Here is a 13,777-nt window from a genome sequence, read left to right as displayed (position 1 = left end):
TTTGCGGGAGCGAGCCTGCTCGCGATGAAAGCACTGCGGTCTATCAGAAACCAACGCTGGCCTGGACGAAGAAAGTCCGTGGCGCACCGACGTACATGCCCGCATTGTTGTCGCTGGAGCGGGTGAAGTACTGCTTGTCGAAGAGGTTTTTCACCCCGGCGCCGAGCTTCAGGTTCGACAGTTGGGCGCCAAAGTCATAGCCGCCACGCACGTTCCAGGTCACGTAACCCGGAATGTCGCCGTACTGACCGTCGGCGGTGCCTTCGGTGATGTAGTCGCCGCTGAAACTGCCATCGGCATTCACCGCGGTGCCCGGTGAGTGCTGCTTGGACTGGGCGAACGCATCGACGTTGTAGGTCCAGCGGTTGACGTCGTAACGCAGGCCGACGGTGGCCACCTGCCGGGAGTAGAACGGCAGGTCACGGCCCTTGAAGCCGGGGATCTCGCCTTCATACACGGCACGGGTGTAGGTGACGCCGGCATTGGCGCTCAGGCCATCGAACCGTGGGTCGAGCGCGGCCATGTCGTAGTGCACCGAGGCTTCAATGCCCTGGTGGGTGGTGGCGCCCAGGTTGGTCCAGCCGGCATCGTTGCTGATGTATTGCAGCTCTTCGTCGAAGTCGATGTAGAACAGCGTCACTTCACCGCCCCACGCGTCATCGTTGTAGCGCGTACCGATTTCGTAGGTCTTGGCCTTTTCCGGGGTCAGGCCGCTGGCGGTCTGATCACCCGAACCGCCCTGGCCCAGTTGGAAGTACTGCAAGGCGCCGAACGAGGTTTCGTAGTTGGCGAACAGCTTCCAGGCATCGGACAGGTGATACATCACGCTCAAGGCCGGCAGCGGTTCATGGCTGTCGATGCTGCGGCGTTTCTCCTGCACCGGCTTGCCCGACGTATCGAGCACCGGGCGATCGTGCCACTCGGTGCGGATGTCTTCAAAACGAATACCCGGGGTCACGGTCCAGTTGCCGACATCGATTTTGTTGTCGACGTAGAAGGCGTTGGCTTCGGTGCCGCCGGTGCGGTCCTGGTAGACGTGGCCGTCGGAGGTCGGGGTCTGCACCGGCTGGTTGTTCACCAGCGCCAGGCGGCTGGCCTGTTCGTGCATGCCCTCCTTGAGGTAGCGATAACCCACACTGACTTCCTGGGACGTCGGGCCGACATCGAACACACGGGACACCCGTGGCTCGATGCCGAAGGTGTAGTAGGTGCGCGGGTAGGAACTCAAGGTTTTCTGGTCGCGGGCGGCGATGGTGCTGCCGCGAAAACTGTCGGAGTAATAGGTCAGCACTTCGGCCTGGGTGCGATCGTCGATCAGCCGTGCCCACTTGAAGGACACGTCCTTGCGCCGACCGGCGAAGTTGTCGTGGTCGCGCACCGACTGGTAGGGATCTTCGTCGTACTGCTGCTGGGTCAGCCCGCCGGGCATGTCGGCCTTGGCGTCGTAGTAGTGGAAGTTCAGCGAGAAATCGTCGACATCGGTGGGGGCCCAGTGAGTCTTGAGGATCACGTCGTCGATATCGTTGCCGTTGTTGCTCTCCCGGTAGCCGTTGCCGTTGACCCCGGAGTACAGCAGCGCCACGCCGATGCCGTTGTCCGCTGTGCCGCCCAGAAACGCTGTGTCGATGTGCTTCCAGCCACCGCGTTGGGAAGTTTCCAGGGTGCTGCCGATTTCCCCGGTGGCTTTCTCCGGGATGGCGCGGGTAACGAAGTTGATCACCCCGCCGACGTTCTGTGGGCCATAACGAACCGAACCGGCGCCCCGCACCACGTCGATACTGTCGAGGTTGCCGGAGGAGATCGGCGCCATCGACAGCTGCGGCTGGCCGTAAGGGGCGAAGGCGGCCGGGACCCCATCGATCAACACCGTGGAGCGCGGTGACAGGCGCGAGGTCAGGCCACGCACGCCAACGTTCAGGGAGATGTCACTGCCACCCGTGCCGTTGGCGTCCTGGACCTGTACCCCAGGCACGCGCTTGAGCACGTCGCCGACGGTCATGGCGCCCTGCTCGACCATGGCTTCGCGACGGATCACCGTGCGCGCTCCGGGGTGGTTCTGCACCACGGCCGCGTTGGCGTCGGCCAGCCAGTCGCCGACCACGGTGATGTCGGTGACCCCCAGTTCCAGCGGCCCCGATCCGGACGCCGACGTGGCGGCCGGGCTCAGGGTGACCGAACCCTGGTCGATCGAATACTCCAGGCCGCTGCCCTGCAGCAACTGGCGCAAGGCTTGCTCCGGCGACAGGTTGCCCTCCACCGCCGGCGCCTGCTTGCCGGCCACGAGTTGCGGATCGAAAAACACCTGCAGGGAGGTTTGCTGACCCAGTTGGCTCAGGGCCGCTCCCAGGGGTTGCGCCTGAATGTGGAGAGTGCCAGCCGCCGATTCGGCGTACGCCAGCGGCATGCCGGCGTTGACGGCCAGCGCCAGCGCCAGGGGCAGCCAACGGGAAGAAAGCGTGGCGGGATTGTTGTTTTTCGCGCGGGGGGTTTTCACGTCGAACCTTGTCCTGTTGATCACAAATAGGTGCGGCTGTTAATGCAAACCAGTTGCAGTTGGACAAGAAGACGAAGAACTCGAAAAAAACCTGAATCTATCGCGCAATTATTTCCTGGCTGCCGTCATCGTGGGTACGGATCGCCACCGGCAGGATGCTCGGCAAGGCCTTGAGCAAGGCTTCGGTGTTGTCGGACTTGAACACGCTGGTCAGACGCAGATTGCCCACCGCTGCACTGCCCACGGTCAACGGCCGCTCCCGATAACGCGAGACTTCCGCTGCCACTTCACTGAGGCGGGCATCGTTGAACACCAGCTTGCCGCTGCGCCAGGCGGTCAGCGCCGGGGCATCGACCGCCTGGGCCGGAGCGACCCGACCCTGCGCGTCAATCCGGGTTGCCAACCCCGCCGTGAGGTTGACGACATCACGGTCGCGCCCCTGAACCTTGACCTGGCCCTGCTCCACCACCACCCGCGTTTGCTGAGTGTCGCGGCGTACATCAAAGCGAGTGCCGGTCACCGTCACCTTGCCCGCACCCGCCACCACCACGAACGGCCGGCGGCTGTCGTGCTCGACGTGGAACATGGCTTCGCCCTGGGTCAGTTCGATGCCCCGTTGGTCCCCCTGGAAATTCACCCGGACCTGGCTGCGACTGTTCAGCTCGATCAGCGAGCCGTCCGGCAAGCTCACCTGGCGTCGCTCGCCCAAGGCGGTGGAAAACTCCGCACGGTAGCTGGCCGGGCCACCCAGGCCATTGACCAGGCCGAAACCCACCGCCACCGCCAGCACACTGGCCGCTACCGCGTATTGCAACAGCGGCCGGCGCTGGATCCGCGTGGGCGGGGTTGCGCACAGGGCTTGCAAGCGCGCCTTGGGCACCAGCTCGGTGGCATTCCACAGGCCTTGCAGCAGTTGATATTCGTCGCGGTGCTGAGGGTGTTGCGCCAGCCAGGCGCTAAACCGTTGCTGGTCGCCTGGGCTCAGCGGTGCATCCTGCACACGGGTAAACCACAGCGCCGCCTCGTCGCGTACCGTGGTCTGCCCGCACGCGCAATCACGGGTATCGATCATGGAAGGTCCTGTCGGGCGGTGGCTGGAAAGGGTTGGCCGTTCATGGCGCGGCCCCGTCGAGGCGCTCGCGTAGATGCCGCAGGGTGCGGATCATATACTTTTCCACCATGTTTTTAGACAGTCCCAGGCGTTCGGCGATTTCCGCCTGGGTCAGTCCTTCGAGCTTCTGCCAGATGAACACCTTGCGACAGTTGGCGGGCAACTCGGACAGCGCCCGCTCGATGCAGTCAGCCAGCTGGATCGCGTGCATGTAGTGCTCCGGGTCGTCACTCGACGCCCCACGAAGATCAATCGCCTCGGACTCCATGGCGCCCCGCCGGTCCTCACGCCGATAACCATCGACCGCGATATTGCGCGCGGTCTGGTGCAAATAGGCCCGTGGTTGCTGCACCTGGCTCGAGTCGGATTCCAGCACCCGCACGAAGGTGTCGTGGGCCAGGTCCTCGGCTGACGCACGGTTGCGCAGCCGGCGTGTCCAGGTACCGACCAACTCTTCGTAGTGCTCGAAAAATCCGGGTCTGCGGGGCAGCTTGGGGGTCATTACGGTGCGCTGTGGTGGCGAGGGCGTGAATAGTAATGCTTCCTATTAATGCCGGCAATGCACCGCCCAGACCACTCATCCTCTCAGTGCTCGCTCTCAAGGCATGCTCAGGGTGATCAGGTAATTGCCCGAGCGGACCGGCTGTCCCGGCCCGTCTCGGCCAACAACTTGACCTTGACTGCCGAAGCGTCGAGGGCCGTGACCTGGCTGACCGGAACCAGGCGTTGCGCCTCGATAGTCGTCCCCCGGCTCTGTGCCGAGCACCCCGTCAGCGCCACGACGGCACCCGTGTCTGTACCCGAGGTGCAAGCGGGTTCGACAATCGCCCCCTGAAAGCGGATAACGCCCTGGGAGGGCGCGCTGGCCGCCATACACAGGCCATTGAATGCAGCGTACAAACTGATTCCGAGCAACAGTTGCTTGCGGTTCATGATCAATGCTCCTTAGGGGATAAAGACTGCATCGGCACGTCTGGCTGGAATCTTGAGTTTTTAAAGGAACAGCGGGGGTGCCTGAGCGGCAAGGTCTACAACGTCCGCGCAGGCCAGCGTTGTCTCGTGCTAGATTCGCCCGCCAACCGGCACAACAAGGAGTGTTCAACGATGAAGTTCGGCTACCTGATTATCTACGTCCCCGACGTTCGCGCGTCCCTCGAATTTTTCTCCTCGGCCTTCGGCCTGGCCACCCGGTTTATCCATGAGTCGGGCACCTACGGCGAACTGGAAACCGGCGAAACCGCCCTGGCCTTTGCCGCCGATGAACTGGCCAGCATGAACTTCAGCACTGGCCACGTCTCGGCCCATGCCTCGGCCAAACCACTGGGCATGGAAGTGGCCCTGGTTACCGACGACGTGCCGGCGGCCCACGCCCGTGCATTGCAGGCCGGTGCCCGGGAAATCGCCGTCCCGGTGCACAAACCCTGGGGGCAAACCGTGTCCTACGTGCGCTGCCCGGATGGCACGCTGGTGGAACTCTGCTCGCCGATTGGCTGACGCCCCCCACATTGACCGACGACTAGGGTCGATGCCGCAACCACTGTAGAAAGCCTTTTTTCGCCAGCACTTTCGGCACTTCCTGGGTCAGGTTCTGGGCGCTGTGCAGGCGGTAGTCGAGCAAGGCGCGCATCGCTTCGCTGCTGCCGGCACTTTTCAGCGCCACGCTGGGGGCAGGTTTCGCGAGCAATTGCCGGCCCCCCTGCATCGCCCGCTCCAATGCTTCGATCACTGTTTGCGGGCGGGCATGGGGGCTGACCTGCACGCTGACCGCAATGCCGAAAATGTCGCTCGGGCGGCTGAAGTTGATGATCTTGGCCTTGGCCGCCAGGGAGTTGGGAATCACCGCCATGCTGCCCTGGGAGGTCTGCAGGCGCGTGGCACGCCAGTCGATGTCGATGACCCGGCCTTCCATGCCGTCGATGGAGATCCAGTCGTCGAGTTGATAGGGTTTGGTGGTGTTGAGCACGATCCCCGAGAACACGTCACTGAGGGTACTTTGCAGCGCCAGGCCGACAATGATCGCCACCGCCCCGGAGGTGGCCAATACCCCCTTGACCGGCAGGTCGAGGACATAGGCCAGCGCGGCAATCACCGCAATCAGGAAAATCACCGCGCCGAGCAGGTCCTGCAACAATCGCCCGGTATGCCCGACGCGCTGCATCATCAGCGCGCCGATCAGCACCGTCAGGGTTCTCGCAGCGAACAGCCACCAGCCGATCTGCAGGCCGGGCGCCGCCAGGTGCAACGGCACATTGTCCGGCCAGGGCGCGGTCTGCAGCGGGTTCAGGCCTTCGTTGAACAGCACCATGCTGAACAGCGAAAAAATCAGCACCCGCACCAACAGCTTCCAATAGCTGCTACTGGCGCTGAGCAACCGCCACAACAGCATGTCGAGAAGAATCAGGGCCAAGGCGCAGATCAGCGGATGATCAGCGGATGATCAGTAAAAAAGGACAGTATCGAACCACTCCAGCCAAGCCAATGCCGTGACGACTGCACGGATTGGGCACAGTGTAGGAGCAATTGAGGGCAGGCAAAGAAGGGACCGCAGAAAAACCTGTAGGAGCAAGCTTGCTCCTACAGGGGGTGAGGGATGGCGTACGGAATCGGGGTACGCCACCCGGGCAAGGTTACTTGCTGTTGGTCAGGGTGTTGTAGCTGGTCATCAGGTTGCGGTAGTCCGGGATGTGGTTGGAGAACAAGGTGCCCAGCCCTTCCACATCATTGCGCCAGTCGCGATGCAGCTCGCACGCCAGGCCGAACCAGGTCATCAGTTGGGCGCCTGAGGACGACATGCGATCCCAGGCCGATTGCCGGGTCAATTCGTTGAAGGTACCGGACGCATCCGTCACCACGAACACCTCAAAACCTTCGGCCAGGGCCGAGAGAGCCGGGAACGCCACACAGACTTCAGTCACCACACCGGCGATGATCAGTTGCTTCTTGCCAGTGGCCTTGATTGCCTTGACGAAGTCTTCGTTGTCCCAGGCGTTGATCTGGCCAGGACGCGCAATGTACGGCGCATCCGGGAACAGTGCCTTGAGCTCGGGTACCAGCGGACCGTTGGGGCCGGTTTCAAAACTGGTGGTCAGGATGGTCGGCAGCTTGAAGTACTTGGCCAGGTCGGCCAGCGCCAACACGTTGTTCTTGAAACGATCGGGGTCGATGTCGCGTACCAGCGACAGCAGGCCTGCCTGGTGATCCACCAACAGAACGGCGGCGTTATCCTTGTCCAGACGCTTGTAAGAAGTAGTCATTGCAGTAGTCCTCGCGTGTTATCGATGCCGAGTGAATGTCGGCGTGGGGGTACCCGGTTAGCGCTGGGAGTCCAGCACTTCGTGTTCGTTCGCCACTTGTTGAGCCTTGATGTAGCTCTCGATCAGCAATTGATAATGCGGCATGGCCTGGGCGTAGACAGCCGCCCACTGCTCGGCATCTGGACGGTTCCACGAGCCTTGCAGCTCAGATAGCGTAGCCATGATGTCGATCGGCACCACCCCTGCTTGCGCCAAGCGGGCAATGGTCAGATCAGTGGCCAGTTTCGAGTGGTTACCGGAAGCGTCGACCACCGCAAACACCTTGTAGCCTTCATGCACCGCCGCGATCGACGGGAACGCCAAGCAGACGCTGGTCAAGGTGCCCGCGATGACCAGGGTTTTCTTGCCGGTAGCTTCGACCGCCGCGCGAAATTCAGGATTGTCCCAGGCGTTGATTTCACCTTTGCGCGCCACGTACCGGGCGTGCGGTGCCTCTTGATGAATTTCCGGAATCAGCGGCCCGTTCGGCCCCTGAGGTACCGAGGCAGTGGTGATCACCGGCATCTTCAACAAGGTCGCCGCCTTGGCCAGGGCAATGGCGTTGGCACGCAGTTGCGGCACGTCCATGTCCTTGACGATCTGGAACAGGCCACTTTGGTGGTCGATCAACAGCAGCGCGCTGTCGTTGGGGTCGATGGTCGGTTTCAGGCCGTTGAAGTTGGCCGCGTTGTGGGTGCTCATGTGCGTTTCCTCTTTCGTTTAGGCAACAGCCATCCCTGGCCCAGGAACCGGCCTACGCATCCTGTGTAGAGCGGGTGGTTGAACCGGTACTGCTTAACCCTGCATCTGGCCGAAGCGTCCGGACTGGAAGTCGGCGAACGCCTGGTGAATCTCTTGTTCGGTGTTCATCACGAACGGGCCGTGACCGACGATCGGCTCGTCGATCGCCTCACCGCTGAGCAGCAGCACCACGGCATCGTTGTTGGCTTCCAGGCTAAGTTGGTCGCCATTGCGTTCGAACAGCGCCAACTGCCCTTGACGCACCAGCTCCTGGCCGTTGACCTGAACCGTGCCGCGCAGCACCACCAGGGCGGTGTTGCGACCTTCGTGCAGGTCCAGGTTGAGCACCTTGCCGGCATTCAGGCGGATGTCCCAGACGTCGATCGGGGTGAAAGTGCGCGCCGGCCCCTTGTGACCGTCGAACTCACCGGCAATCAGACGCAGGCTGCCGGCCTTGTTCTTCAGGGCGATGCTGGGGATGTCTGCATCGAGGATAGTCTGGTAGCCGGCTTCGGCCATTTTGTCCTTGGCGGGCAAGTTGACCCACAGCTGGACCATCTCCAGGGTGCCGCCCGTCTTGGCGAACGCCTCGGAGTGGTACTCCTCGTGCAGGATCCCGGAGGCCGCGGTCATCCATTGCACCTCGCCTGGGCCAATCTTGCCGCCGCTGCCGGTGGAGTCGCGGTGCTCCACTTCGCCGTCGTAGACGATGGTCACGGTTTCGAAACCGCGGTGCGGGTGCTGGCCAACGCCGCGCCGGGCACTGGTGGGGGTGAATTGCGCAGGACCGGCATGGTCGAGCAACAGGAATGGGCTGATGTGCTTGCCCAGGTTGTCGTAGGAAAACAGTGTGCGAACCGGGAAACCATCGCCCACCCAGTGCGTTTTGGGGCTGGTGTAGATACCGATGATGTTTTTCATGGTGCCTCCGAATGGGGTGAGTCAGAACATGGACAAAGCTTAAATCCGCCACCTTTGATGGGATAGACTGCAAAAATCGCTCTTAGCGTTCTATTTGAGGAACGATAGTGGAAGACCTGAACACCCTGTATTACTTCACCGAGGTGGTTGAACACGGCGGATTTGCCGCGGCGGGGCGCGCCCTGGACATGCCCAAATCCAAGCTCAGCCGGCGGATTGCCCAGCTTGAGGAGCGCCTCGGGGTGCGCCTGATCCATCGCTCCAGCCGGCATTGCTCGCTCACCGAAATCGGCCAGGCTTATTACCAGCGATGCCTGGCCATGCGCGTGGAAGCGGAAAGCGCCGCCGAACTGATCGAACGCAACCGCTCCGAACCCCAGGGCCTGGTGCGCATCAGTTGCCCAACCGCGCTACTGAACTCCTGGGTCGGGCCAATGCTGACGCGCTACATGCTCAAGTACCCTCTGGTGGAGTTGTTCATCGAGAGCACCAACCGCCGCGTCGACTTGATCCACGAGGGGTTTGATATCGCCCTGCGAGTGCGTTTTCCGCCCCTGGAAAACACCGACCTGGTGATGAAAGTGCTGGGCAACAGCACCCAGGTGCTGGTGGGCAGCCCGGCGTTTGCCCAGCGGTTGTCGGCGCCCGCCTCGCCCGCCGACCTGAGCGGCCTGCCCAGCCTGCACTGGGGCGCGGCACAACGGGAATACCAGTGGGAACTGTTCGGCCCGCAAGACGCCACTGCGCTGATCCGCCATCACCCACGCCTGGTGACCGACGACCTGATCGCCCTGCGCACCGCCGTGCTGCAAGGCCTGGGCGTCGCCCACTTGCCAGCGGTGGTGGTGCGCGACGACCTGGCGGCCGGGCGCCTGATCGAACTGGTGCCGGGCTGGGCGCCCAAGTGCGGGATTGTCCACGCGATCTTCCCCTCGCGCCGCGGCTTGCTGCCCTCGGTGCGGGCCCTGATCGACTTCCTGGGAGAAGAATTCAGCCACAGCGATATCGCGTAGGAGCAGCTGCACGCTTGTAGCTTCAAGCTGCTCGTCCCATTCATGACTTTCAGTAAACAATGCTTTGCCGGCACAGCGGTTTTTCTCCAGGGCTGAGCGCGGGATACTCACGGCCATTCCCGCCCTCACCTCCTGGAGTCACCCATGTCTGTTCCCGCCTTCGGCCTCGGTACGTTTCGCCTGCAGGGCCAGGTGCTCATCGACTCGCTCAGCACCGCCCTGGAACTGGGCTACCGGGCCATCGACACCGCGCAGATCTACGACAACGAAGCCGATGTCGGCGAAGCCATCGCCGCCAGTGGCATTGCCCGGCAAGCGCTGTTCATCACCAGCAAGATCTGGATCGCCAACTTCGCCAAGGACAGCTTGATCGCCAGCCTCAAGGACAGCTTGCGCAAGCTCAAGACCGATTACCTGGACCTGACGCTGATCCACTGGCCGTCTCCGGAAAACCAGGTGCCGGTGGAGGAATTCATGAGCGCCCTGCTGCAAGCCCGGGAGCTGGGCCTGACCCGGCAAATCGGGATTTCCAACTTCACCGTCGAGCTGATGCAGCAAGCCATAGACGCCGTAGGTGCGCAAAACATTGCGACCCACCAGATCGAGCTGCACCCCTACCTGCAAAACCGCAAGGTGGTGGAGTTTTCCCAGCGCCATGGTATTCAGATCACCTCCTACATGACCCTGGCCTACGGCGAAATCCTCAATGACCCGGTGATTAACCAGATCACCCGGCAGCACCAGGCGACGGCCGCGCAAGTGACTCTGGCCTGGGCCATGCAACTGGGGTACGCGGTGATTCCTTCATCGACCCGACGGGCCAACCTGCAAAGCAACCTGGGCGCGGTTGGGCTGACGTTAAGTGACGCCGAAATGACACTGATCGCCGGACTGGAGCGCGGCCAGCGCCTGACCAGCCCCAAGGGCATCGCACCGCACTGGGATTAAGTCGCGCGGTTCAGGTCCTTGAGGTGCTGATCCAGACGCTGCATGGCCGATCTCAGACCTTGCACTGCCTGCGCCAGGGCCGCGCTGTCGGACGCCAGGCAGGCGGCCTCAAGCAGCTCGCAACCACGGATCAGGTGGTGGGCCCTGACCATCGTTGCCCCGCCCCTGATGCGGTGAGCCAGCGTCAGCAGGCCCTGCACGTCGTCTTCTGCATCAAGCACCTGCAGCCGCGCCATGTCTTGCGCATTGCTGATCGCCAGTAGAGCCAGCAGATGCTCGATCATCGCCGGATCATCCCCGTCCATCTGCCGCAGCCCACTGAGGTCGATATCCGGCGCGGCATCGGCCATTGGCGTGGGCGTGGGCGGCCACGGCTCGTCGGTGTTCGGGGTGCCCCGCGCAAGGGCCGTATCGAGGGCGCGCAGGCCAATCGGCTTGAACAGGCAGTCATCCATCCCGGCCTCCTGGCAACGGATCTTTTCCTCGGGTTGGGCGTTGGCGGTAAAGCCCAGGATCAGGCAGGGAGGCAATCCCAGGCGGCGCTCCTCGTCGCGGATCGCCGCCGCCAATTCATATCCGTTGAGTGCCGGCATGTTGACGTCGCTGATCACCACGTCAAACACCTGCTCACACCAGGATTGCAGCCCCTCTATACCGTCTTTGGCCAACTGCACCCGATGCCCCAGATGGCTCAACTGCTGGGCGAGCAACTGGCGATTGGCCGGGTAGTCATCCACCACCAGCACAGTCAACGAACGTCCTGGCTTCGTCGTCGTGGTTTCGCTACCGAGCGACGACTCGCTCAAGGGGGGCAGCGTCGGCAGATCGAGGGCAATTTCAACCCGGGTCCCGCTGCCCAGCACACTGCTCAGTTGCAGGCATCCGGCCATCCGCTCGCACAAGGAGCGGCTGATCACCAGGCCCAGGCCCGAGCCACTGCGCCCGTCCTGCGCGCCCTGGCCCGCCTGCACAAAGGGGCTGAACAGGCGCTGCTGGTCGGCGTGGCTGATGCCGATCCCGCTGTCCTCGACCAGCACCGTGACCGCCACATGCCCGGCAATGGTGCCAGGCACCACCCGCAGCATCAGGCGAATGTGCCCGGTGTGGGTGAACTTGATGGCGTTGCTCAACAGGTTGGACAGGACCTGTTTGAAGCGCATCGGATCGATCAACACATCGCGCTGGCAGCGCACGTCCAGTTCCACCTGCCACGCCAGGTTTTTCTGCCGTGCCAGGCCTTCGAATACCGCACTCACCGATGTCACCAGCAGCCGCAGGTTGGTCCGCTCCGGCACCAGGGTCAAATGCCCGGACTCGATCCGCGAGATGTCGAGGATGTCGCCAATCAGCTCCAGCAAGTGCTGCGCGGCACTGGATGCGACCTCGATCGCGACGCGGTCGGTCACCCCCTGTTCGGCACTTTTGCTCGCCAGCTCCAACATGCCGATCAGCGCGTTCATCGGCGTGCGGATTTCGTGGCTCATGGTGGCCAGGAACGTGGTCTTGGCGCGGTTGGCGTCGTCAGCGGCGGCCCTGGCCTGCTGCACTTGATCCAGCAGCACTTGGCGCTTGCGGATCAACTGCCGCTGATAGGTGATCCAGCCCAGCGCCACCAGTAACAGCAGGCTGGCGGCCACAAACCCTTGGATGATCGGGGTGCGGTAGCGTGACCAATAGCTGTCGTCGACCGGCAGCCCAGTACGCCAGCGGTTGGCCAATTCGTCCATTTCTTCCGGAGCGATACTGAGTAATGCCTTGTTCAGGATCGAATGCAGTTCGACCGCCCCACGCGGCGTGGTAAAGCTGATGTGCACCGGTTCGGCGCCCACGGTACTGGCCACCTGAAGCGTGTCACGGTAGCGCCGGGCAATGATGTAGCGCGCGCTGATCAGCGTATTCAACGCCGCCTCCGCCCCGCCGCTGGCCACCAGCGCCATCGCCTGGGCGGGACTGTCCACTTCGATGAAGCGCACGCTGGGGGCATGACGACGGATCAACTCACGTTGCGGGTTACGGCTGACCACCGCCACCCGCTTGCCCGCCAGATCCTTGAGCGTGACCGGGGTCTTGTTGCCGATCGCGCAGACCAGCACATAGGGGTTGATCAGGTATGGCCGGGTGAACTGCATCAGGGCCTGGCGTTCGAGGGTCGGGGTGATTCCGGCCAACATGTCCAGCTCGCCGGCCTTGAGCCGGGCGATCTGGCCATCGAGGGAGTTCCCCCCCAGCGCCTGGAATTTCAGCCCGGTGCGCAGGCTGATGCGGTCCAGGACCTGGGCGCCGAGCCCGGCAAATTGCGCATTTTCGTCTTCATACGACAGCGGCGCAAAGTTGCGCATGAAGCCGACCTTGACCTGGGGATGTTGCTCCAGCCAACGTTGCTCGCTCGCGCTCAATTGCACCCGTTGGCTGTCGCCGAAACTGCTGCCGGCGCTCCAGCGGCGCAAGATGCGGGTGCGCTCCTGCTCGGGGATCGCCGCCAGCGCGGCGTCGATGATGCGTCGCAACCGCGGGTTGTCGACACTCAGGGCAAAGCCGAACGGGTTGACTTCCAGGCGCGCGAATTGGGCCAGTTGCACGTTGCTCAGGTAGTGGTTGTTGATCAGGTAGCTGGCGCTGATGGAGTCACCCAGGTACACATCCGCACCGCCGAACGCCACCGCGCCGACGGCGCTCAGGGTCGAGCGATACAGCTCCAGGTGCGCCTTGGGATACGCGGCCCTGATCGTCTGCGGCGGCAGGTAATGGTCGAGCATTGCCACCCGCAGGTTCGCCAGATCCGGCGCCAGGCGCATACTGTCGCCCCGGCGGGTCACCAGGATGGGCGCGTCCTCGGCGTAGGCTCGGGACATCACCAACTGCCGGTCGGCCGCTTCAAACCCATTGGCGGCCCCCAGCAGGTCGATCTCGCCCTGCTTCAGCGCGGCAATCACGGCCTGGCGCGAGTCGTAGCGCTGGACCTCCACCCGGATATGCAGCAACTGACCGATCAGCCTGGCAAAATCGGCGGTGATGCCCTCGAAATTATTCCCATTGATCGTGTTTTCGAAGGGCGGGTAATCCGGTGCCGAAGCCCCCAGCCGCAAACGGCCCTGGGTCCTCAGCCAGTGCCAGTCGGTGGCCGCCAACTCGACCCGGTAGCCGTCGACACTCGAACGCCCCAACAACTGCAAGGGTTGCGGCTCGGCGGCGGGACTGCTCACCGACCAGCACAAGTTGAGCAACGTCACCAGCAGCAGCCAGGCACGCATGTCGA

11 protein-coding genes and 1 pseudogene are annotated in these 13,777 nt (G+C 63.1%); 3 read left to right on the top strand and 9 right to left on the bottom strand.

Annotated features, from left to right (window positions below):
• Positions 1 to 43: 43 nt before the first annotated feature.
• From AACY45_RS08710 to AACY45_RS08695, 4 genes are all read right to left on the bottom strand, one after another.
• Complete coding sequence (locus AACY45_RS08710; protein ID WP_339545080.1) at positions 44 to 2,494, bottom strand: TonB-dependent siderophore receptor; 2,451 nt, start codon at positions 2,492 to 2,494, stop codon at positions 44 to 46.
• Positions 2,495 to 2,591: 97 nt separating this feature from the next.
• On the bottom strand, positions 2,592 to 3,566 hold the full coding sequence (locus AACY45_RS08705) for a FecR family protein (RefSeq protein WP_339545079.1): 975 nt from the start codon (positions 3,564 to 3,566) through the stop codon (positions 2,592 to 2,594).
• Between the two features lie 40 nt (positions 3,567 to 3,606).
• Positions 3,607 to 4,107 (bottom strand): sigma-70 family RNA polymerase sigma factor, encoded by a 501-nt coding sequence (locus AACY45_RS08700; protein ID WP_339545078.1) that lies wholly within the window; start codon positions 4,105 to 4,107, stop codon positions 3,607 to 3,609.
• 116 nt (positions 4,108 to 4,223) lie between these two features.
• Entirely contained in the window at positions 4,224 to 4,538 is a 315-nt protein-coding gene (locus tag AACY45_RS08695; protein WP_339545077.1) for a type 1 fimbrial protein, read from the bottom strand.
• Positions 4,539 to 4,709: 171 nt separating this feature from the next.
• On the opposite strand from AACY45_RS08695, the gene AACY45_RS08690 reads away from it, so the two are divergent.
• Complete coding sequence (locus AACY45_RS08690) at positions 4,710 to 5,099, top strand: VOC family protein (protein WP_339545076.1); 390 nt, start codon at positions 4,710 to 4,712, stop codon at positions 5,097 to 5,099.
• 139 nt (positions 5,100 to 5,238) lie between these two features.
• On the opposite strand, the pseudogene AACY45_RS08685 reads toward AACY45_RS08690, so the two are convergent.
• From AACY45_RS08685 to AACY45_RS08670, 4 genes and pseudogenes are all read right to left on the bottom strand, one after another.
• Positions 5,239 to 5,991: pseudogene (locus AACY45_RS08685) on the bottom strand (mechanosensitive ion channel family protein); the annotation flags it as partial.
• A 241-nt stretch (positions 5,992 to 6,232) separates the two neighbouring features.
• The gene (gene ycaC / locus AACY45_RS08680; protein ID WP_095167725.1) at positions 6,233 to 6,859 is read right to left on the bottom strand and encodes an isochorismate family cysteine hydrolase YcaC; all 627 of its coding nucleotides are present in this window, start codon (positions 6,857 to 6,859) and stop codon (positions 6,233 to 6,235) included.
• 57 nt (positions 6,860 to 6,916) lie between these two features.
• Positions 6,917 to 7,600 carry an isochorismatase family protein gene (locus AACY45_RS08675; RefSeq protein WP_095078858.1) on the bottom strand — a complete coding sequence of 228 codons (684 nt, stop codon included), beginning with the start codon at positions 7,598 to 7,600 and terminating at the stop codon, positions 6,917 to 6,919.
• A 93-nt stretch (positions 7,601 to 7,693) separates the two neighbouring features.
• Positions 7,694 to 8,560 (bottom strand): pirin family protein, encoded by an 867-nt coding sequence (locus AACY45_RS08670; protein ID WP_339545075.1) that lies wholly within the window; start codon positions 8,558 to 8,560, stop codon positions 7,694 to 7,696.
• A gap of 104 nt (positions 8,561 to 8,664) precedes the next feature.
• On the opposite strand from AACY45_RS08670, the gene AACY45_RS08665 reads away from it, so the two are divergent.
• A complete protein-coding gene (locus tag AACY45_RS08665; RefSeq protein WP_339545235.1) occupies positions 8,665 to 9,573 on the top strand; it encodes a LysR substrate-binding domain-containing protein in 909 nt (302 codons plus the stop codon).
• A gap of 144 nt (positions 9,574 to 9,717) precedes the next feature.
• Positions 9,718 to 10,521, top strand: coding sequence for a 2,5-didehydrogluconate reductase DkgB (gene dkgB, locus AACY45_RS08660; RefSeq protein WP_339545074.1), 804 nt, complete (start codon positions 9,718 to 9,720; stop codon positions 10,519 to 10,521).
• Here dkgB and AACY45_RS08655 read toward each other — a convergent pair.
• Positions 10,518 to 13,772 (bottom strand): transporter substrate-binding domain-containing protein, encoded by a 3,255-nt coding sequence (locus AACY45_RS08655; RefSeq protein WP_339545073.1) that lies wholly within the window; start codon positions 13,770 to 13,772, stop codon positions 10,518 to 10,520. The two genes, dkgB and AACY45_RS08655, sit on opposite strands and share 4 nt — an antisense overlap.
• Positions 13,773 to 13,777: the final 5 nt, after the last annotated feature.

Source organism: Pseudomonas sp. RA_35y_Pfl2_P32 (assembly GCF_963970735.1).
In the GTDB taxonomy this organism is placed as follows: Bacteria; Pseudomonadota; Gammaproteobacteria; order Pseudomonadales; family Pseudomonadaceae; genus Aquipseudomonas.
The sequence above is the reverse complement of the archived record's forward strand: the minus strand, read 5'-3'. Positions and strand labels throughout refer to the sequence as shown.